The sequence below is a fragment of the Geminicoccus harenae genome, from assembly GCF_019800005.1.
Taxonomy (GTDB): Bacteria; Pseudomonadota; Alphaproteobacteria; order Geminicoccales; family Geminicoccaceae; genus Geminicoccus; species Geminicoccus harenae.
In genome coordinates this window covers 65,013-85,955 of sequence record NZ_JABGCL010000018.1, presented here as the reverse complement: position 1 = coordinate 85,955, position 20,943 = coordinate 65,013, and the positions used below count along the sequence as shown (strand labels likewise).

The following is a 20,943-nucleotide window of genomic DNA, read 5'->3' as shown; positions in this document are numbered from 1 at the left end:
CGGGCTTCGGTGCTCCGCCCTGGCAGCGAACCAGAAGCTCGTCCAGCCGACATTCGTTCCCGAAAGGAAACCATGCGGCCGGTGAAAGCGGGATAATCATCCGCAGTGGCCGGAACCATCTCATCAGGGAGAAGGTCAGCAACTGCCGGAGCCAGCCCATGTCCAGCGCCGTCCAGGCCGCCTCGTCCCTAGCCACTGGCCGGACGACGCTCGCGATCGAGCGGGTCGTCCTGACCGTGCATGACCTGGTCGCCATGCGCGACTTCTACCGGCAGACGGTGGGGCTGGAACCGATGGGGGAGGAGCCGGGCACGGCGTTGCTGGGTGCCGGCTCACGGGTGCTGCTGGAGCTGCGGGAGGACCGGTCCGCGCGCCGGCGCTCGGGCAGGGAGGCCGGCCTGTTCCACACGGCCTTCCTCCTGCCGGGCCGGGGTGATCTCGGCCGCTGGCTGCGCCATGCCGCCGCGACCGGCGTGCGGCTCAGCGGTGCTTCCGATCATCTGGTGAGCGAGGCCGTCTATCTGGACGACCCGGAAGGCAACGGGATCGAGATCTATGTCGACCGGCCGGCCGCGAGCTGGCGCTGGCAGGACGGGCTGGTCGCGATGGCGACCGAGCGGATGGACGTGGACGATGTGATCGCCAGCGGCGGCGGGCAGGACTGGCGGGGTGCTCCCGATGGCACCGTGGTCGGCCATGTCCATCTGCAGGTGGGTGCGCTGCCGGCGGCGGAGGAAATCTACGCGGGCCGGCTCGGCCTGGACGTCACCTGCCGCTATCCGGGTGCGGTGTTCTTCTCGGCCGACGGCTATCACCATCACTTCGCCGCCAACATCTGGAACAGCCGGGGCGCCGAGCCGCGCGCCCTGCCGTCCACCGGGCTCACCGAGGTGCGGGTGGCGCTCGGCCCGGCACGGCTGGCGGCGGCAGAGCGCCTGGCGGAGCAGGCAGGCGGCGGGACGCCCGGCCAGATCGTCCTGAGCGACCCCTGGGGCACGAAGCTGGTGCTGGGCCCGCTGGACGCCGGCCGGCAGCATCACGCGATAGGCTGACGATCCGACGGGCTGGCAGGCGGCGGGGTGCGTAGCTGCGTGGCCGCGCGGGCCTGGAGTTCCCGCGCCACTGCCCGGGCGATCTCCATCGGCGCTGCCGGCTTCTCGCAGCGCGTCACATGGGCATGGCGGCCGGGTATGCTCGAGCGCTCGTAGCCCGTGGTCAGGAGCAGGGGGACGCCCCGTTCGCTCAGGAGGTCGGCGGCCGGCCAGACCATCTCGCCGCACAGATTGACGTCGAGCACCGCGGCGTCGATCTGCGCATGCTCGCCGATCAGGGCCAGCACCTCCCGCAGCAGGGGGACCGGGCCCAGCACGACCGCACCTGCATCCTCCAGGGCCTGGCGGAGATCGTCGGCCAGCATGTACTCGTCCTCGGCGACCAGCACGCGCCGGCCCGCCAATGTCACCTCAGTCATGGACGCCCTCCTTCCTGCCACAACCGCTGGGCAGCAGCAGTGTGCCCGATACCGGCAGCATGATCGTGCAGCGCACGCCGTCCGGACCTAGCTCGTAGGCCGTCCTGGCGTTGAGCTGGTAGGGCAGCGCCCGCTCGATCAGCTCCCGCCCGTAGCCGCCGCCCCTGGGCGCCGCACCCGGCTCGGGCATCGCCACCCCGCGCTCCTCCCAGCGCACCTCGAGCTGCGGCGCGTCGTCCTGCCGCTCCAGGCGCCAGCGCACCTCCAGTTGGCCGCCGGCCCCGGACAGGGCCCCGTACTTGAGCGCGTTGGTGCCGAGCTCGTGCAGGGCCAGCGCCAGGATCTGCACGGTGCTGGAGCGCAGGCCCACGCCCTGCGGCCCCTCGGTCACGACCCGGTCGGACTGGCCGTCCAGCATGCCGAGTGCCGTCAGCTCGACCCGCAGCAGCTCGTCGAAGGCGATGCGGCCGCCATCCTCCAGCCGCGACAGCAGGCCGTTCACCCGGGCGAGTGCCGCCAGCCGGTCCTGGAACCGCGCCTGGAAGTCGGGCAGGTCGGCGCTGCGCCGCAAGGTCTTGTCGGCCAGCGAGCGGACCACGGCCAGGAGGTTGCGGGTGCGGTGCTGCAGCTCGGCGACCAGGACCTGCAGCCGGTCGGCGGTGGCCTTCTGCTCGGTGATGTCCTCGCTGATCCCGCCGATCCGCTGCACCTGCCCGTCCTCGTCCAGGAGCGGGAACTGGGTGCTGCGCACCCAGCGGGCCTGGCCATCCGAGCGCCGCCGGATCCGGTATTCGAGGGTGACCTGCCGGCCCTGGCGGACCTGCCGGAGGTTCGCCAGCACCCGGCCGCGATCCTCGGCCAGCATCGGCCGCACCCAGTCCCGCACCGTGCCTGCCTGCAGCGCACTGCGCGGCTGGCCGTAGACCGCCTCGAAGGCCTGGCTCAGATATTCCAGCCGCAGCGTCCTGGCGTTGCGGATCCAGATGACGTCGGAGGACGCGTCCCCGAACTGCTTGAAGCGCTGCTCGCTCTCGCGCAGCGCATTCTCGGCGCGCTTGTTGCACAAGGCCTGCAGGATCGCCGGTGCCAGCGCCTGGGCGACCTCCAGATCGTCCGGCCGGTAGCCACCTCGGCGGTTGGCCAGGCCGATCATGCCGATTACCCGCCCATCCTGGATCAGCGGCACGCCCATGAAGGCGTGCAACGGCGGATGTCCCTCGGGCAGGCCGATCCGGTCCGGATGATTGGCCGGATCGTTGGCGATGAGGCCCCGGCCGTCGGTCAGGACCCGGCCGTAGATGCCGTGGATCGTGAACCCGATGGGTGCCTTGCCCTTGGCAAAGCGCGGGTCTGCCATGGCGAAACGCTGCCAGCCGCGCGCACTCACCGAAAGGTCGTCCAGCCGGTTGGCGGCGAAGTCGACCTCGCCCATGAAGCTGAACTCGCTCGCGGTGATGTCCTCGGCGACTTCCAGGCAGATCTCGCTCAGCTCCTCCTCCGAACGGGTGCCCAGCGCCTCGCGGAAGATCCGGTTGATGCCCTCCAGCACCGCGTTCTTGCGCCGGACCGCCTCCCCGGTGCGGGCGTGCTCCAGGGCCTCCCGGGCCCGCTCGGCCACGTCCTGGATCAGCGCCAGTTCCTCTGGCCGCCACTGTCGGGCCGGCCGGTCGGCCACGCCCATCGCGGCCACCAGTCGGCCCTGCTTGATGATCGGCACGCAGGCGAGCGACCGCGCGAGCAATGCCTGCCAGGGGCCGTCCGCGGGGGGCGCCGAGGGCAGGGCCGCGGAGCCGCCCGTGACGACCGGCGGATCTTGCCGCAATGCCTCCAGCAGCGGGCCCAGCCGTCCGAACGGATGGGGCCCTTCCAGGGATTGGGCCTCGCCCGCGGCGTGATCGCGCTCCACCGTGACCAGCCGGGCCTCCCCGTCGATGTCGGCGTAGAAGGCCTGGTCGCTGCGCAGGTGGCGGGCGAGGATGCGGGCGGCCTCGCCCTGGATCGCGGCCGGGTCGGCCAGCGGCCGGAGCGCGTCGCTCAGCTGCAGCAGGAGGGTCAGCCGGTCCTCGGTCAGCCGCTGCTCGGTGATGTCGAAGCTGACGCCGTTGATGATCCAGGGCCGCTCCTGTTCCGCCCGGCCGCGCCACCTGATCCACCTTCCGGACGGGGTGGCGCCGCCCACATGGAGCTCGCCGTCGAAATCCTCCCCGGGCTCGATCGCCCTGGCGAACAGCGGAGGCGTCACATGCGGGGCGTCCAGGGTCGCGCGGCTGGCGAAGACCGACACCGGCCAGCCATCGTTGCTGGGCGGCAGGTCCCACAGCACCTGGAAGACTGCGTCGCCCCGGATCCGGCCGCTGCGCATGTCCCAGCGCCAGGCCGCCATGCGCCCGCCTTCCAGCGCGATGCGGCGCAGCTCCTCGCTCCTCTGCGTGCCGGCCAGGGTCTGCACGAGCTGGTGGGCGGCCGAGGCGAAGCGGGCGAGGTTCTGCAGGATGCGGGAATCTTCCCGCCCGAACCGGGCCGAGGGGCGGTGCATCACCACCCAGAGCGTGCCGATGGGCCTGCCGCCGACCCGGAAGGGGACGAGCAGGTTCTCCCGGATTGGTGGGACGACGTCCCGCAGTGCCGGGAAGAGCCGCCCGCCATCCTCGAGCAACAGCACCTCGTCGCGCGCGACGACCAGGCCGCACGCGCTGGCGTCGCCCGGCATGGTGCCGCCCACCCGGCCGGCGAGGGCACCGGCGGTCGCGATCCAGCGGAACACGGCGGACGGGCCGTCACCTTCCAGCAGGCTGAGCCCGGCCGATCCGGCACCCGTCAGGCGCAGCGCCGTCTCCACCAGGCGCTGCAGGACCTGGCCCGGCCGGTTCGCCATGACTTCCGCCAGATCGCGCAGGGCTTCGCTTTCCGCCTGGAAGTCGGGCGCACGCGAGGGCCGGCGGTCCAGCTCGGCGGTGATGAGGACGTCGTCGACGCTGCTCGCCTGCTGGGCCGGGCCGCTCATGGTGCCGGCACCTCCGGGCGGGTCTGCCTGCGGCCGCGCCCGGGCAGGCCCATGGCATGGGCAGTCGGTCCCATCAGCCGTCCTCCCACGGATGGCGCAGTGCCACCGCTCAGGAAACTTCGCCTAGGCCAACAACGGATCGGCTGCCTAAAAAGTTCTATCGAAAAGCGAATATTGCCAGGCTTGGTCGCTCGCGTTCATTCCCACTCGATCGTGCCGGGCGGCTTGGAGGTGTAGTCGTAGACCACCCGGTTGATGCCCTTGACCTCGTTGACGATCCGGTTGGCGACGCGGGCCAGGAAGGAGGGCTCGAACAGGAAGACGTCGGCGGTCATGCCGTCCTCGGAGGTGACGGCGCGCAGCGCGCAGACCCGCTCATAGGTGCGCGCGTCGCCCATCACGCCCACGGTGCGGACGGGGAGGAGCACGGCGAAGGCCTGCCAGATCCGGTCGTAGAGGCCGGCCATCCGGATCTCCTCCAGATAGATCCGGTCGGCCTGCTGCAGGGTCTCGACGGCGTCCGGCGTGATCTCGCCCGGGATGCGCACGGCCAGGCCCGGCCCGGGGAAGGGGTGGCGGCCCACGAAGATCTCGGGCAGGCCCAGCTCGCGGCCGAGCACGCGGACCTCGTCCTTGAACAGCTCGCGGAGCGGCTCCACCAGCTTCATGCGCATCCGCTCCGGGAGGCCGCCGACATTGTGGTGCGACTTGATGGTGACCGAGGGGCCGCGGAAGGAAACGCTCTCGATCACGTCCGGGTAGAGCGTGCCCTGGGCCAGGAAGTCCGCGCCGCCCAGCTTGCCGGCCTCGCGGTCGAACACGTCGATGAAGGTGGCGCCGATGATCTTGCGCTTCTTCTCGGGGTCGGTGACGCCGGCGAGCTTGCCCAGGAACTCCTGCCCCGCATCGACGGCCACCAGCGGGATGTTGAAGTGGCCCCGGAACAGGTCGACCACCTCCTTGGCCTCGCCGTGGCGGAGCAGGCCGGTATCCACGAACACGCAGGTGAGCTGGTCGCCGATCGCCTCGTGCAGGAGGAGTGCCGCCACCGCGCTGTCCACGCCGCCGGACAGGCCGCACAAGACCCGGCCTTCGCCCACCTGCCGGCGGATCTGGGCGATCGCCTGCTCCTTGTAGGCGCTCATCGACCAGTCGCCGGACAGGCCGGCGATCTTGTAGACGAAGTTCTCCAGGAGCTTGGCGCCGATCGGCGTATGGACGACCTCGGGGTGGAACTGCACACCGTAGAAGCGGCGCGCCTCGTCGGCGACCGCGGCGAACGGCGAGCCGTCCGAGACGGCGAGGATGTTGAAGCCCTTGGGCAGGGCCGTCACCTTGTCGCCATGGCTCATCCAGACCTGGGCGGTCTCACCCGGCTCCAGGATGGCATCGAACAAGGGCGAGGGCCGCTCCAGCCGGATCGTGGCCCGGCCGAACTCGCGGTGCGAGGACGGCTCGACCTTGCCGCCGAGTTGGGCCGCCATGGTCTGCTCGCCATAGCAGATGCCGAGCACCGGCACGCCCAGCTCGAACACCGCGTCCGGTGCCCTCGGGCTCAGCGCCTCGTGGGTGGAGGCCGGCCCGCCGGACAGGATCACGGCACCGGCGCCGAACGCGCGGACCTGCTGGTCGGTCGCCGTGCAGGGCAGGATCTCGCAGTACACCCTGGCCTCGCGCACCCGGCGCGCGATCAGCTGGGTCACCTGGGAGCCGAAATCGAGGATCAGTACGCGGTCGGTCATGGTCTTGCCCGGTGAAGCTGGCTGGCTTCTAGCGCGGATCGGACGAAAGGGGCAGCCCGGCGGCCCGTTGTCCCGACCGCTATCCCTGCGGGTTGAGCCACGGGGCGAACGCTGCTATGGAGCCCCACCTTCGCGGCCAGCCGGCAGCGGGAATCCGCGTGCACGCCCGTGACGGGTCGAACCGCGCGGACGTGGTGGAATTGGTAGACACGCAGGATTTAGGTTCCTGTGGGGAAACTCGTGAGGGTTCGAGTCCCTCCGTCCGCACCAGATCCGTCCGGCCGCGAATATCCATGGAAGCCGGTGGCCGAGGGCTGGCCGCCGGCATTGGTCGTTTCGAGGGCGCTCAATGCAGGTCACGCAGGTTTCGGCCGACGGTCTGAAGCATCATCTGAAGGTGGTGGTCCCGGCCGCCGACATCGAGACGAAGGTCGCCGAGCGGCTGAGCGCGCTCGCCAAGACCGCGCGCCTGCCGGGCTTCCGCCCGGGCAAGGCTCCCGTCTCGCTGCTCAAGAAGCAGTATGGCCGCTCGGTCACCGGCGAGATCCTGGAAAAGAGCATCGACGAGGGCTCCAAGAAGGCCATCGCCGACAACCAGCTCCGCCCGGCACTCCAGCCCAAGGTCGAGGTCACCTCGTTCGACGAGGGCAAGGACCTGGAGTTCGAGCTCCATGTCGAGAACCTGCCGACCCCGCCGGAGGTCGACCTGGCGGCGATCGAGCTGACCCGGTACGAGGCCGAGATCCCGGCCGAGACCGTGCAGAAGGCGCTGGACGACATCGTCAAGGCGAACCGCCCCTACGCGGAGCCGGCCGAGCCGCGCCCGGCGCAGCAGGACGACCGGGTCACCATCGACTTCGCCGGCAAGATCGACGGCGTGGCGTTCGACGGCGGCACCGGCAAGGACATGCCGGTGGTGATCGGCTCGGGCATGCTGGTGCCGGGCTTCGAGGACCAGCTGGTCGGCACCTCGGTGGGCGAGGAGAAGGTGATCGAGGTCACCTTCCCCGAGGACTACGGTGCCGAGAACCTGAAGGGCAAGGCGGCGACCTTCGACATCAAGGTCACCAAGATCGAGGAGCCGGGCCTGGTCCAGCTCGACGACGAGTTCGCCAAGAAGCTCGGCCAGGAGAGCGTGGATAAGCTCAAGGAGGCGGTGGAAGGCCGCTTTGCCGCCGAGTATGGCCGCGCCACCCGCATGAAGCTGAAGCGCGCGCTCCTGGACGTGCTGGCCGACCGCTACCCGTTCGAGGTGCCGCCCGGTATGGTCGAGCTGGAGTTCGACGCGATCTGGAACCAGCTCACTGCCGAGATGCAGCGCCAGGGCCAGACCTTCGCCGACGAGAACAAGTCGGAGGAGGAGGCCAAGGAGGAGTATCGCAAGATCGCCGAGCGCCGCGTGCGCCTGGGCCTGCTGCTCTCCGACATCGGCACCAAGAACGAGGTCAAGGTCGAGAACAAGGAGCTGCAGCAGGCGATGATCGCCCAGGCGCAGCGCTTCCCCGGCCAGGCCCGCCAGGTGTTCGAGTTCTACCAGAAGAACCCGGCCGCGCTCGAGCAGCTCCGCGCGCCGATCTTCGAGGACAAGGTCGTCGACTTCATCGTCGAGAAGGCCAAGGTCGAGACGCAGAAGGTCTCGCCCGAGGAGCTGATGAAGGAGGTCGACGAGGACGAGGACGAGATGCTGGACGTGGCCGAGGCCGCGGACGAGACTCGCTCTTCCTAATCCAGGATTGATGGCCGGGCCGGGCTCGGCTACCGGTACGTGAGAGACGTCCGCGCGAGCGCCAGGGTGCTCGCGCGGACGTTGCGTTTTCGGGGGCGAATCGTGGAACCGGAAGTTTCCGCTCGCGTGGCGGTACCGGACGGCTTCAACTTCGCGACGGATACGCTACATATGGCCGTGACCGCGCAAGGACGTGCGTTGCCGGCGCGAAGGACGAGGGACGGATGATGCAGGGGCCGATGGCGCAGCTGGTGCCGATGGTGGTCGAGCAGACCAGCCGTGGCGAGCGCGCGTACGACATCTATTCCCGGATGCTCAAGGAGCGGATCATCTTCCTGATGGGCCCCGTGGACGACGGCCTCGCCAGCGTGGTGACGGCCCAGCTCCTGTTCCTGGAGGCGGAGAACCCGGAGAAGGACATCGCTATCTACATCAATTCGCCGGGCGGCGTGGTGACCGCGGGTCTCGCGATCTACGACACCATGCAGTACATCAAGCCCGACGTGTCGACGATCTGCATCGGCCAGGCCGCGAGCATGGGCTCGCTGCTGCTCTGCGCCGGGGCGCCGGGCAAGCGCTACGCTTTGCCGCACGCCCGGGTGATGACCCACCAGCCCTCGGGCGGGTTCCAGGGCCAGGCCACCGACATCGAGATCCATGCGCGCGAGATCATCAGCATCCGCCAGCGCCTGAACGAGATCTACGTGCGCCACACCGGCCGCACCCTGCCCGAGGTGGAGGCGCGCATGGAGCGCGACACCTTCATGAGCGCGGTGCAGGCCAAGGAGTTCGGCCTGATCGACGAAGTGTACGAGAAGCGGGACGTGAAAGCCGCGTGATACGCGTGCCACAGTACCGTTGCCGAGCGGTACGCGTTTGCCGGCCGTCGGTTGTTCCTGGCGCAGGTCCTGCGCGGGGAACGACCGGCGGGTCCCGGACGTTGCCTCTATGGATGGTTGAACCATCCGGCACCGACGCGTACCATCCATCCATGACAGCTACCGAGTCGCCTGATCTATGAGCAAAGCTGGCGGTGAGTCCAAGAACACCCTCTATTGCTCGTTCTGCGGCAAGAGCCAGCATGAGGTCCGCAAGTTAATCGCCGGCCCGACCGTGTTCATCTGCGACGAATGCGTCGAGCTGTGCATGGACATCATTCGGGAGGAGAACAAGTCGGCGGTGGCCAAGAGCCGTGCCGGCGTGCCGACCCCGGCCGAGATCTGCTCCATCCTGGATGACTATGTCATCGGCCAGAGCCAGGCGAAGAAGGTCCTCTCGGTCGCGGTGCACAACCACTACAAGCGGCTGGCGCACGGCTCCAAGGGCAGCGACGTCGAGCTGGCCAAGTCCAACATCCTGCTGATCGGGCCCACGGGCTGCGGCAAGACGCTGCTGGCTCAGACGCTCGCGCGCACGCTGGACGTGCCGTTCACCATGGCGGACGCGACCACGCTGACCGAGGCCGGCTATGTCGGCGAGGACGTCGAGAACATCATCCTGAAGCTGCTTCAGGCGGCCGACTACAATGTCGAGCGGGCGCAGCGCGGCATCGTCTATATCGACGAGGTCGACAAGATCAGCCGCAAGTCCGAGAACCCGTCGATCACCCGCGATGTATCGGGCGAGGGCGTGCAGCAGGCGCTGCTCAAGATCATCGAGGGCACCGTCGCGAGCGTGCCGCCGCAGGGCGGGCGCAAGCATCCCCAGCAGGAATTCCTGCAGGTGGACACGACCAACATCCTGTTCATCTGCGGCGGTGCCTTCGCCGGGCTGGACAAGATCGTGTCGGCGCGCGGCAAGCCGCGCTCGATGGGCTTCGGCGCCGAGGTGCGGGGGCCCGACGAGCGCCGCACCGGCGATCTGCTCGCCGAGGCGGAGCCGGACGACCTCCTGAAGTTCGGCCTGATCCCGGAGTTCATCGGCCGCCTGCCGGTGATCGCGACCCTGCACGACCTCGACGAGGCCGCGCTGGTCCAGATCCTGAAGGAGCCGAAGAACGCCCTGGTCAAGCAGTACCAGAAGCTGTTCGACATGGAGGGGGTCAAGCTCACCTTCCAGGAGGACTCGCTGAAGGCGATCGCCAACCGGGCGATCCAGCGCAAGACCGGCGCGCGCGGCCTGCGTTCGATCATGGAGCAGATCCTGCTCGACACCATGTTCGACCTGCCGTCGATGAGCGGGGTGAGCGAGGTGGTGATCAACCGCGAGGTCGCGGACGGGCGGGCCAAGCCGCTCACCGTCCATGTCGAGCAGCGGCAGGACGCGGCTGCCTCCTGAGGCAGGCCACTTTCTGAGACCAAAATGACATGAACGCCGCGGCGTGGGTGACCCCGCCGCGGCGTTTGCTCGTGGTGTCACGACGGTGCCGCAGCACCTGGTCCTGGGGTGCCGCCGCGCCGCGGCCGAGCGCCGCGGTGCTACGACACTGTCGCCGGACCATCTTTCCCAATGCACGGCGACGCCCCGCCTCGCCGTTTGACATTCTTGAAACCAATCTCTGCTATAGCCACGTGTCTGGTCGAGATCGCATGGGGCGGCCTGGCCGCCCCCGAGACGAGGTACCATGAGCGAGCAAGCGCTAGGCAATCTTTATCCCGTGCTGCCGTTGCGCGACATCGTCGTCTTCCCGCACATGATCGTGCCGCTCTTCGTTGGGCGCGAGAAGTCGATCAAGGCGCTCGAGGAGGTGATGAAGGACGACAAGCAGATCCTGCTCGTCGCCCAGAAGAACGCCAGTCAGGACGACCCCGGCAAGAACGACATCTACCGCGTTGGCACGGTGAGCTCCGTGCTGCAGCTGCTCAAGCTGCCCGATGGTACCGTGAAGGTGCTGGTCGAGGGCGTGGCGCGCGCGGAGGTCACCGGGTTCGAGGACAACCCCGATTTCTTCCTGGTCCGTGCCGAGACGCTCGATGACGACGCCTCGGAGCCCCGCGAGCTCGAGGCGGTGGCGCGTGCCGTGGTGGGCCAGTTCGAGCAGTATGTGAAGCTCAACAAGAAGGTCCCGCCCGAGGTCATGGTCTCGCTGAGCCAGACCGAGGACCCGGCTAAGCTCGCCGACACGATCGCGGCGCATCTGGCGCTGAAGATCTCGGACAAGCAGGAACTGCTCGAGACCCGCTCGCTGGCCGAGCGGCTGGAGAAGCTCTACGGCTTCATGGAAGGTGAGATCTCGGTTCTCCAGGTGGAGAAGCGGATCCGCTCGCGCGTGAAGCGTCAGATGGAGAAGACCCAGCGCGAGTACTATCTCAACGAGCAGATGAAGGCGATCCAGAAGGAACTCGGCGAGCTGGAAGACGGCCGCGACGAGGCTTCCGAGCTGGAAGAGCGCATCAAGAAGACCAAGCTGTCCAAGGAAGCCCACGACAAGGCGATGGCCGAGCTGAAGAAGCTCAGGACCATGAGCCCGATGTCGGCCGAGGCGACCGTGGTGCGCAACTATCTCGACTGGATGCTGTCCATCCCGTGGAAGAAGCGCTCCAAGGTCAACAAGGACCTCAGGCGCGCGCAGGAGATCCTGGACGCCGACCATTACGGCCTGGAGAAGGTCAAGGAGCGGATCGTCGAGTATCTCGCGGTCCAGCACCGGGTCGACAAGATGCGCGGCCCCATCCTCTGCCTGGTGGGCCCTCCGGGCGTGGGCAAGACCTCGCTCGGCCAGTCGCTGGCCAAGGCCACGGGGCGCAACTTCGTGCGCTTCTCGCTTGGCGGCGTGCGGGACGAGGCGGAGATCCGCGGGCACCGGCGGACCTATATCGGGTCGATGCCGGGCAAGCTCATCCAGAACATGAAGAAGGCCAAGACCAGCAACCCGCTCTTCATGCTGGACGAGATCGACAAGATGGGCGCCGACTTCCGCGGCGACCCGTCGGCGGCCCTCCTGGAGGTGCTGGATCCCGAGCAGAACGTCAGCTTCAACGACCATTACCTGGAGGTCGACTACGACCTGTCCGACGTGATGTTCGTGTGCACGGCGAACACGCTCCGGATGCCCCAGCCGCTCCTGGACCGCATGGAGATCATCCGCATCCCCGGCTACACCGAGGACGAGAAGCTGGAGATCGCCAAGCGGCACCTGATCGGCAAGCAGGCCCAGGCCAACGGCCTCAAGAAGGACGAGTGGCAGGTCGATGACGACGCGGTGATCGCACTGGTCCGCTACTACACCCGCGAGGCGGGTGTGCGCAGCCTGGAGCGCGAGATCGCGAACCTGGCGCGCAAGTCGGCCAAGGAGATCGTGCTCGAAGGGGTGAAGTCGGTCCGGATCACCGCGGAGAACATCGAGAAGTATGCCGGGGTGAAGAAGTTCCGCTATGGCGAGGCGGAGCTCGAGGACCAGGTCGGCGCCACCACGGGCCTGGCCTGGACCGAGGTCGGCGGCGAGCTGCTGACGATCGAGGCGGTCACCGTGCCCGGCAAGGGCAAGATGACCATCACCGGCAAGCTCGGCGACGTGATGCAGGAATCGATCCAGGCGGCGCGCTCCTACGTGCGCCACCGCTCCGAGGCGCTGGGCATCGAGCCCGAGCAGTTCGAGAAGATCGACATCCACATCCACGTGCCGGAGGGCGCCACCCCGAAGGACGGGCCTTCGGCCGGCATCGCCATGGTCACCTCGATCGTGTCGGTGCTGACCAAGATCCCGGTCCATGCCGCGGTCGCGATGACCGGCGAGGTCACGCTGCGCGGCCGGGTCCTGCCGATCGGCGGCCTGAAGGAGAAGCTGCTGGCCGCCCTGCGCGGCGGTCTCAAGACCGTGCTGATCCCGAAGGACAACGAGAAGGACCTGGCCGACATCCCGGCCAACGTGAAGGAGAAGCTGGAGATCGTGCCGGTCTCCACCGTGGATCAGGTGCTGGCCCGGGCGCTCACCCGCCTGCCCGAGCCGCTGCCCCAGGTCCCGTCGCCCGAGGCGATCGCCGCAGTCGCCGAGAAGTCCGGCACGGGCGCGCGGCCAAACTGAGCGGCGCGATACTGCTTTGATCCGCAAGGCCCCTCGTGGCATCGCCACGGGGGGCTTTTTGCATCTGCGGCCAGGAGATGCGGCGCCCGGACCCGAGGGCGCATCCTGCCGCGTCGCGCGGCCGATATGAGGGCCATTAACGGAACATTCATACCTGTCGGCTAATGTCGTCTGGCTGGACGGTGAATCGCCATCGTCCTATGAATGGATGGTTGCCCATGAGCCAGGCGTTCCAATGGTTCCTGTTGCTCATCGTGGGCCTTCTTCGTGGTTGCGGGTCTCTGCGTCGTGGCGTTTCGCCGGCGTCAGCCGCTCACCTGGAGGCTCGTCGGCGCGACGGACGCCAAGTAGCGGCCGAGGCGTTGGCGGCGGCGCAGGATGTCCTGGTCCGCGCCGCACCGGACCATCTGCGCCAGGCAGAGGAGGAACGGTGTCTTTTCTCGCCAGCGGCGAGGCGGCACGCAGCAACGATAGGCGAGAACGTGCAATGGTTGGTGCACAGGCTGACGCCGGAGCTGGCCATCATGACGAGAAGCCCGCGCTGGCTGTGCCTAGTGGCAACGCCCCGCGTCTCGATGTCCGCACCTGCGCTGCCCGCCAAGTGACGATCCCTACGATGGGCGGGCGGGAAGCGTTGATAGTGCAGGGCAGGCAGACGGTCATCGACGCCAGGCAGCGGCTGGTCCGGCGCAGTCGCCGGGAGCGCCACCATGGCTGGCCGGCAGGTCGGCCTGACCTCGCGCGCCTTCGACAATGAATGGGCGACCCGCAGTCCATGCCCGCTGGGACAGCGTCCACGTCATGGAGAAGCGGATCCGGAACGGGGCGACCTGGGGGACAAGGTGAACGCGTCCTTGCCGATCAGGGTCGTGCCCGAAATTCTGCAACATGGGCTGGATGAGCTGCTCCGTGCCCGTGATCAGCGCGAGGGCAGAAGCCTGAGTGGGACGAGCGGAGGGAAAGGGCCCCGGCTGGCGTGCGAGGAAATCCGGTTGCGGCGTGAGCGACGTCTCGAAGAGGCGGGAGGCCAGTGGCGAAGTGATGCTGCACGAGGCGGTGGCAGCCAGCCGGCCGACGAGGCGGGGCTTGAGGTGTGGGATCCCGGCCGGTGGCGGATCTGGCGGCAACGTGCGCGGCGAGCAAATGGGTGCAGGTTATGGCCGAGATGACGGCGGCCATGACCACATCGGGCTCGAATGCTGGCTCCTGCGGAGGGCGAGGTGGTGAGAAGCGGGCTCGCCGTCCTCAGGGTCCGGAGGATCGCGCGGGCGAGCCGGGCGGTCGCGGCGTGTCGTTCCTGCTCGATACCCACGCCATCACCTGCGGCGACGACGCAGCCGCGCCGGAAGCTGCCTTGCATGCCGCCTGCCGGGTCCAGCGGGTCGATGGCGCCAACCCGCGCAGGGAGTTCTTCCGGACCGGCCTGGACGAGGTCGCGGTTCCGGTCGGCCGGATGCCACCTCCTTCTACGACCGGGAAGCGCAGAACCGGCATGAGACGCCGGTGCGTCGGCGGGATGCGGTGGCCGTCATGCGCCGGATGGTCGAGCGCCCAGCCGGGGCGATCCGGGGCGCAACAGGGCGCGGCACCGGCCGGGGCAGAGGCGGGGCGCCCTGCCGTCCGGCCGGCGCCGGCTTCACCACATGTCGGAGAGCGCCAGCTTGGTGGGCTGGCGGGGGCCCTCAGGGAAGCGGCGGACGGAGGCCAGCAGGTCGACCGTGCCGGCCGGGCCCAGTGGCAGGTCGGGGCGGGTCGGGGTGTAGGGCACCTCGGGGCCGGCGGCGCCGGCGGTGACCTTCCAGTCGATCAGCTCGGCGAAGTCGACATGCTGGGGGAGGTGGATCCAGTTGTCGTCGGGGGCGGCCGGCGGCTTGCCGACCGCGCGGCAGGCGACGCAGACCCGGCAGATCGGGACGTTCTTGTCGGTGCGCGCGGTCTGCTTGAGGTAGAACACTTCCAGCGGCGCCAGCCGGGCGAAGCGCAGGAGGTAGTCGAGGTTGACCAGGGACGGCAGCCAGAAATTGTCGCCGTCATAGAAGCGCGCGGCACCGTTGAAGAAGGCGGCGTTCTCTTCGGATACGGTGGCACCGGTCTCGATGATCAGGATGCCGCCGTCGCGCACCATGCTCCGCGCGGTCAGCAGGCCGCCCAGCGGGTCGAACATGTGGTAGAGCACGCCGGAGAACACCACGACGTCCAGAGGCGTGGTGGCCAGGTGCTGGTCGCGGAACTGCTTGAGCGACAGGCCGGCATGGTACTCGAACGCGACGCCCAGCTTTTCCTGGAGGAAGGCCATCTTCTGGCCGAAATCCAGCCGGTCGTAGCTGACTACCCGGCCCGCACCGCGTCTCGCCAGCAGCACCGGGATCAGCCCGTCCATCGAGCCGATGTCGACGCAGGACCGCCCCGCCACGTCCACCGCGGAGAGCGCCTTCCTGGTCATGGCCGTGGGCGAGTAGTTCATGCCGGCGGTCCATTCGCCGGGCGCATGCTCGATCGAATAGTACCAGCGGCGCTCCAGCAGCGGCACGTCGCCGGCCCGGCGGTCCTCGACCAGGAACCGGCGGGCCAGGTCGTCGCGGTTCTCGGGGTTGGGCGGCAGGTCGGGCTTGCTCGCGGGCACCTTCGGTGCCGCAGGGGCGGCGGGGGCCACTGCCTGCTTCACCGGGGCGAGCAGACGACGCAACCGAGAGAGCATGCGGGCGCTCCAATTCATGTCGATCCGTCGCGCAGCGCGACGTCCAGTATGTACCGATCATGCCGCGCCCGTGCGCTGCCGTCAGCCGGTCCGGCTCCATCCGCGGACGGAGCCCTGGCCGGCGCATGCCGCCCTCGGGAGGGGATGGTGCGGGCGGAGGGTTTCGAACCCCCGACATCGACGGTGTAAGCGTCGCGCTCTACCACTGAGCTACACCCGCATGCGGCAGGCTCTAGGCGGGCTGAGCCAGGGATTCAAGCGATCGATGGCCGCGTTCGCCGCCAGCCTCGGAAATCTCCGGATCCTCGCTCGAGGGCGTTGACACCCGTCGAGAGGGGCACTAATCACCCGGCCACGGCACGGGGATGTAGCTCAGTTGGTTAGAGTGCCGGCCTGTCACGCCGGAGGTCGCGGGTTCAAGTCCCGTCATCCTCGCCATCCCGTACCCCACTCCTGAAGTACCGCTCCGTCAAAGCACCGCGCCAGCCGGCGGCGGTGCTGCATTGCATGCATGGCAGCCTTCGGGGTGGGAACCGCGCTTGTGTGCTTGGCGTAGCACCAACCCGTGACTATGTTCCGGCCGCGCCGCGGTGCGAAGTTCCGCGGCCAAGGACGAGTGGAGCGCATGCAAGGCTATCTGGCGGAATACCTGCCGATCCTGATCTTCATTGCCATCGCCGCAGGCCTGTCCCTCGTGATGATCGTGGCCTCGATGCTGACGGCCCGCCAGCGCCCGGACAGCGAGAAGCTGTCCCCCTACGAGTGCGGCTTCGAGCCGTTCGAGGACGCGCGCGGCCGGTTCGACGTCCGGTACTACCTGGTCGCGATCCTGTTCATCATCTTCGACCTGGAAGTGGCCTTCCTGTTCCCCTGGGCGATCTCGCTCGGAACCATCGGAGTGTTCGGCTTCTGGTCGATGATGTTCTTCCTGTTCGTTCTGACGATCGGCTTCCTCTACGAGTGGAAGAAAGGGGCTCTGGAATGGGACTGACCACGGTGCGCGACCAGACCGGCAGCGCCGTGCCGGCCACGCCCGCCACGCTGCCGGCGCCCACCGACCTGTTCGCCCGGGTCGATGCCGGCCTCAAGGACGAGGGCTTCATCGTCACCAAGCTGACCGACCTCGTGAACTGGGCCAGGTCCGGCTCGATGTGGCCGATGACCTTTGGTCTCGCCTGCTGCGCGGTCGAGATGATGCACACGGCGGCCGCACGCTACGACCTGGACCGGTTCGGCATCGTGTTCCGGCCGAGCCCGCGCCAGTCGGACGTGATGATCGTCGCCGGTACGCTGTGCAACAAGATGGCGCCGGCGTTCCGCAAGGTGTACGACCAGATGGCCGAGCCGCGCTACGTCATCTCGATGGGCAGCTGTGCCAACGGCGGCGGCTATTATCATTATTCTTATTCGGTGGTACGCGGCTGCGACCGGATCGTGCCGGTGGACATCTATGTTCCCGGCTGCCCTCCGACCGCGGAAGCACTGCTCTACGGCATCATGCAGCTCCAGCGGAAGATCCGTCGGCGCGGCACCATCGACCGTTGATGGATGCGAACGTGAGTGAAGCAACGCCCGAACCCGCCCATGTGCTGGCGCCCTTGCAGGCGCACTGCGCCGAGCTTCTGGGCGACCGCCTGCTCGATGCGCGGATCGCCTATGACGAGCTGACCATCGAGGTGCCGGGCCAGCGAATCGTCGACGTGCTGACCGTCTTGCGCGACGACCCGGGCTGCCTGTTCAAGGTCCTGCTCGACGTCACCGCGGTCGACCGGCCGGAGAACGAGCAGCGCTTCACCGTGGTCTACCACCTGCTCTCGATGAAGCATAACCGGCGGATCCGGGTGGTGGTGGCGACCGACGAGTTCACACCGGTGCCGTCCGTGGTTTCGGTGTTCTCGACCGCCAACTGGTTCGAGCGCGAGACCTGGGACATGTACGGGGTCATGTTCTCCGACCATCCCGACCTGCGGCGCCTGCTCACCGACTATGGCTTCGACGGCCATCCGCTGCGCAAGGACTTCCCGCTGACCGGCTATGTCGAGATGCGCTACGACCCCGAGCAGCAGCGCGTGGTCTACGAGCCGGTGAAGCTGCGCCAGGACTTCCGCAGCTTCGACTTCCTCAGCCCGTGGGAAGGCAGCGGCCTGCTCCCGGGCGACGAGAAGGCATCCAACTGACCTGTCGCCGAACGGAGTGACCTGGGGCGATGCCCGAGATCCAGATGCGCAACTTCACCATGAACTTCGGCCCGCAGCATCCTGCGGCCCATGGTGTCTTGCGCCTTGTCCTCGAGATGAACGGCGAGGTGGTGGAGCGGGCCGACCCCCATATCGGCCTCTTGCATCGCGGTACCGAGAAGTTCATCGAGAACCGCCCCTATCTGCAGAGCATCCCCTATTTCGACCGGCTCGACTACTGCTCGATGATGATGCAGGAGCACGGCTACGTGCTCGCGGTCGAGAAGCTGCTCGGGATCGAGGTGCCGATCCGGGCGCAGTATATCCGGGTCATGTTCGCCGAGCTGACCCGGATCATGAACCACCTCCTCAACCTGACGACGATGGCGCTGGACGTCGGCGCCATGACCCCGCTCCTCTGGGGTTTCGAGGAGCGCGAGAAGCTGATGGGCTTCTACGAGGAGGTGTCGGGTTCGCGCATGCACGCGAACTATTTCCGCTTCGGCGGCGTCAACCGGGACCTGCCGGCCGGTCTGGCCGAGCGGATCGATGCCTGGTGCGACTCCTTCGTTCATGTCTTCAACGACATGGACAATCTGCTGACCGAGAACCGGATCTTCAAGCAGCGCACCGTGGACATCGGCAAGTTCACGGTCGAGCAGTGCCTGGACTGGGGCTTTTCCGGGCCGATGATCCGGGCCGCGGGCGTGCCCTGGGACCTGCGCAAGGCGCAGCCCTATGACTGCTATGACCGGATGGATTTCGACATTCCGGTCGGCAAGAACGGCGACTGCTACGACCGCTACCTCGTCCGCATGCTGGAGGTACGCGAGTCGCTCAAGATCATGAAGCAGTGCCTGCGCGAGATGCCGGAAGGCCCGATCCGGCCGGACGACCGCAAGGTCACCCCGCCGCCGCGCGCCGAGATGAAGCGGTCGATGGAATCGCTCATCCACCACTTCAAGCTCTACACCGAGGGCGTCCACGTTCCCAACGGCGAGGTCTACGCCGCGGTGGAAAGCTCCAAGGGCGAGTTCGGCGTCTACCTGGTGGGCGACGGCACCAACCGGCCATACAAGTGCAAGATCCGCTCGCCGGGCTATGCGCATCTGCAGGCGCTCGACGCCCTGGGCAAGGGACACATGCTGGCCGACGTGGTGGCGATCATCGCCGCCATGGACATCGTGTTCGGAGAGATCGACCGGTGAGCAGCGCCGTGCACATCGCGACCCGTCCCTATGGCGCCATGGCCCCGGACGTCGAGACCTTCGCGTTCTCGCCCGAGAACCAGGAAGAGGTCGCCCGGATCCTGGCGCGCTATCCGGCCGAGCGCCAGCAGAGCGCCATGCTGCCGCTCCTGCTGCTGGCCCAGGAACAGCATGGTGGCTGGCTGCCCCAGGCGGCCATGGACCATGTCGCCGAACTCCTGAACGTGGCGAAGATCCGGGTCTACGAGGTCGCCACCTTCTACGACATGTACAATACCCGCCCGGTGGGTCCGATCCAGGTCCGGGTGTGCACGACCACGCCCTGCTGGCTGTGCGGCTCGGACGACATCGTCCGCGCGGCCAAGGACGAGCTGGAATGCGACATCGGCGAGAGCTCGCCCGATGGCCGCTTCTTCCTGCGCGAGTTCGAGTGCCTGGGCGCTTGCGCCAACGCGCCGGTGCTCTGGGTGGACCAGGATTTCTACGAGGATCTGGACTACGAGAAGGCCCGGGCGGTGCTGGCGGCGCTCAAGCGTGGCGAGACGCCCAAGCCCGGCTCGCAGACCGGCCGCCAGGCTTCCATGCCGGTGGGCGGCAAGACCACGCTGTTCGAGACTGCTCCCGAGTCCCGGCCGGCCAATGACGAGGCGGGTGCCTGATGCTGCGTGACCAGGATCGCATCTTCACCAATCTCTATGGCGAGCAGTCGCCCTGGATCGATGGTGCCCGCGCCCGCGGCGACTGGAGCAACACCAAGGACCTGATCCTGCTCGGCCGCGAGGCGATCGTCGACGGGATCAAGAAGTCCGGCCTGCGCGGCCGCGGCGGTGCCGGCTTCCCGACCGGCATGAAGTGGTCCTTCATGCCCAAGCAGTCGGAGGGGCCCACTTATCTGGTGGTGAACGCCGACGAATCGGAGCCCGGCACCTGCAAGGACCGCGAGATCCTGCGCCACGAGCCGCACAAGCTGGTGGAAGGCTGCGTGGTCGCAGCCGCCGGCATGGGCTGCACGGCCGGCTACATCTTCATCCGCGGCGAGTTCGTGCGCGAGGGCCAGGCGCTCGAGCGGGCGGTGGCCGAGGCCTATGAGGCGGGCTACCTGGGCAAGGACTGCTGCGGCTCGGGCATGTCCTTCGACCTCTACGTCCATCGCGGGGCAGGGGCCTATATCTGCGGCGAGGAGACGGCACTCCTGCAGGCGCTGGAGGGCACCAAAGGCCAGCCGCGCCTGAAGCCGCCGTTCCCGGCCATGGTCGGCCTCTACGGCCGGCCGACCACGATCAACAATGTCGAATCGATCGCGGTCACGCCCACCATCCTGCGCCGCGGCCCGGAATGGTTCGCCGGGATCGGCCGGCCGAACAACACCGGCACCAAGATCTTCTGCATTTCCGGCCATGTGAACCGGCCGTGCACGGTCGAGGAGCAGCTGGGCATTCCGCTGAAGGAGCTTCTGGAGAAGCATTGCGGCGGCGTGCGCGGCGGCTGGAACAACCTGCTGGCGGTGATCCCGGGCGGCTCCTCGGTGCCGCTCCTGCCCAAATCCATCTGCGACGACGTCTTGATGGATTTCGATTCGCTGCGCGCGGTCACTTCGGGCCTGGGCACGGCCGGCGTGATCGTGATGGACAAGTCGACCGACGTCGTGAAGGCGATCGCCCGGCTGTCCAAGTTCTACATGCACGAATCCTGCGGGCAGTGCACGCCGTGCCGGGAAGGGACCGGCTGGCTGTGGCGCATGATGGAGCGGATGGTGAAGGGCGAGTGCCGCCTGGAAGACATCGACCTCCTGCAGGACGTGACCAAGCAGATCGAGGGCCACACCATCTGCGCGCTGGGCGACGCCGCCGCCTGGCCGGTGCAGGGCCTGATCCGGCATTTCAGGCCGGAACTGGAACGAAGGATCCGCGAGCAGGGCGAAGCCCGGCGGCTGGCGGCTTGAGGACGGGATCGG

Annotated in this window: 16 protein-coding genes and 3 tRNA genes; 14 read left to right on the top strand and 5 right to left on the bottom strand. The window is 68.1% G+C overall.

Going from position 1 to position 20,943, the window contains the following annotated elements:
- The first annotated feature begins 158 nt into the window (after positions 1 to 158).
- The gene (locus HLA95_RS17270; protein ID WP_222183973.1) at positions 159 to 1,052 is read left to right on the top strand and encodes a VOC family protein; all 894 of its coding nucleotides are present in this window, start codon (positions 159 to 161) and stop codon (positions 1,050 to 1,052) included.
- Here HLA95_RS17270 and HLA95_RS17265 read toward each other — a convergent pair.
- From HLA95_RS17265 to guaA, 3 genes are all read right to left on the bottom strand, one after another.
- Complete coding sequence (locus tag HLA95_RS17265) at positions 1,037 to 1,471, bottom strand: response regulator (protein WP_222183971.1); 435 nt, start codon at positions 1,469 to 1,471, stop codon at positions 1,037 to 1,039. The genes HLA95_RS17270 and HLA95_RS17265 overlap by 16 nt on opposite strands.
- Entirely contained in the window at positions 1,464 to 4,475 is a 3,012-nt protein-coding gene (locus HLA95_RS17260) for a GAF domain-containing protein (RefSeq protein WP_222183969.1), read from the bottom strand. The genes HLA95_RS17265 and HLA95_RS17260 overlap by 8 nt, the downstream gene beginning before the upstream one ends.
- 197 nt (positions 4,476 to 4,672) lie before the next feature.
- A complete protein-coding gene (gene guaA / locus HLA95_RS17255) occupies positions 4,673 to 6,217 on the bottom strand; it encodes a glutamine-hydrolyzing GMP synthase (protein ID WP_191059035.1) in 1,545 nt (514 codons plus the stop codon).
- A 185-nt stretch (positions 6,218 to 6,402) separates the two neighbouring features.
- Here guaA and HLA95_RS17250 point away from each other — a divergent pair.
- The 6 genes from HLA95_RS17250 (at position 6,403) to HLA95_RS17225 (ending at position 13,511) form a co-directional block, all read left to right on the top strand.
- A tRNA-Leu gene (locus HLA95_RS17250) sits at positions 6,403 to 6,487 on the top strand.
- Between the two features lie 79 nt (positions 6,488 to 6,566).
- Entirely contained in the window at positions 6,567 to 7,943 is a 1,377-nt protein-coding gene (gene tig, locus HLA95_RS17245) for a trigger factor (protein ID WP_191059034.1), read from the top strand.
- A gap of 224 nt (positions 7,944 to 8,167) precedes the next feature.
- The gene (gene clpP, locus HLA95_RS17240) at positions 8,168 to 8,782 is read left to right on the top strand and encodes an ATP-dependent Clp endopeptidase proteolytic subunit ClpP (RefSeq protein ID WP_191059033.1); all 615 of its coding nucleotides are present in this window, start codon (positions 8,168 to 8,170) and stop codon (positions 8,780 to 8,782) included.
- Between the two features lie 178 nt (positions 8,783 to 8,960).
- Positions 8,961 to 10,220: an ATP-dependent Clp protease ATP-binding subunit ClpX gene (gene clpX / locus HLA95_RS17235; RefSeq protein WP_191059032.1), complete on the top strand. Its 1,260-nt coding sequence runs from the start codon at positions 8,961 to 8,963 to the stop codon at positions 10,218 to 10,220.
- A gap of 286 nt (positions 10,221 to 10,506) precedes the next feature.
- Entirely contained in the window at positions 10,507 to 12,906 is a 2,400-nt protein-coding gene (gene lon, locus HLA95_RS17230) for an endopeptidase La (RefSeq protein ID WP_191059031.1), read from the top strand.
- A gap of 218 nt (positions 12,907 to 13,124) precedes the next feature.
- Positions 13,125 to 13,511, top strand: a complete 387-nt coding sequence (locus HLA95_RS17225) for a hypothetical protein (protein ID WP_191059030.1) — start codon at positions 13,125 to 13,127, stop codon at positions 13,509 to 13,511.
- A 1,031-nt stretch (positions 13,512 to 14,542) separates the two neighbouring features.
- Here HLA95_RS17225 and HLA95_RS17220 read toward each other — a convergent pair.
- Positions 14,543 to 15,604: a class I SAM-dependent methyltransferase gene (locus tag HLA95_RS17220; RefSeq protein ID WP_191058041.1), complete on the bottom strand. Its 1,062-nt coding sequence runs from the start codon at positions 15,602 to 15,604 to the stop codon at positions 14,543 to 14,545.
- Positions 15,605 to 15,749: 145 nt separating this feature from the next.
- Positions 15,750 to 15,824 (bottom strand) — tRNA-Val (locus HLA95_RS17215).
- Between the two features lie 141 nt (positions 15,825 to 15,965).
- Between HLA95_RS17215 and HLA95_RS17210 the strand changes: the two genes are divergently transcribed.
- From HLA95_RS17210 to nuoF, 7 genes are all read left to right on the top strand, one after another.
- Positions 15,966 to 16,042: transfer RNA gene (locus tag HLA95_RS17210), tRNA-Asp, on the top strand.
- 187 nt (positions 16,043 to 16,229) lie between these two features.
- On the top strand, positions 16,230 to 16,595 hold the full coding sequence (locus HLA95_RS17205) for an NADH-quinone oxidoreductase subunit A (RefSeq protein WP_159713129.1): 366 nt from the start codon (positions 16,230 to 16,232) through the stop codon (positions 16,593 to 16,595).
- Entirely contained in the window at positions 16,586 to 17,149 is a 564-nt protein-coding gene (locus HLA95_RS17200; protein WP_223861371.1) for a NuoB/complex I 20 kDa subunit family protein, read from the top strand. The genes HLA95_RS17205 and HLA95_RS17200 overlap by 10 nt, the downstream gene beginning before the upstream one ends.
- On the top strand, positions 17,149 to 17,781 hold the full coding sequence (locus HLA95_RS17195; protein ID WP_191058043.1) for an NADH-quinone oxidoreductase subunit C: 633 nt from the start codon (positions 17,149 to 17,151) through the stop codon (positions 17,779 to 17,781). The genes HLA95_RS17200 and HLA95_RS17195 overlap by 1 nt, the downstream gene beginning before the upstream one ends.
- 44 nt (positions 17,782 to 17,825) lie before the next feature.
- Positions 17,826 to 18,989 carry an NADH-quinone oxidoreductase subunit D gene (locus HLA95_RS17190; RefSeq protein WP_370467496.1) on the top strand — a complete coding sequence of 388 codons (1,164 nt, stop codon included), beginning with the start codon at positions 17,826 to 17,828 and terminating at the stop codon, positions 18,987 to 18,989.
- Positions 18,986 to 19,648 (top strand): NADH-quinone oxidoreductase subunit NuoE, encoded by a 663-nt coding sequence (gene nuoE, locus HLA95_RS17185; RefSeq protein ID WP_321574010.1) that lies wholly within the window; start codon positions 18,986 to 18,988, stop codon positions 19,646 to 19,648. Before HLA95_RS17190 ends, nuoE begins: the two co-directional genes overlap by 4 nt.
- The gene (nuoF, locus tag HLA95_RS17180) at positions 19,648 to 20,931 is read left to right on the top strand and encodes an NADH-quinone oxidoreductase subunit NuoF (RefSeq protein ID WP_191058039.1); all 1,284 of its coding nucleotides are present in this window, start codon (positions 19,648 to 19,650) and stop codon (positions 20,929 to 20,931) included. The genes nuoE and nuoF overlap by 1 nt, the downstream gene beginning before the upstream one ends.
- Positions 20,932 to 20,943 lie beyond the last annotated feature (12 nt).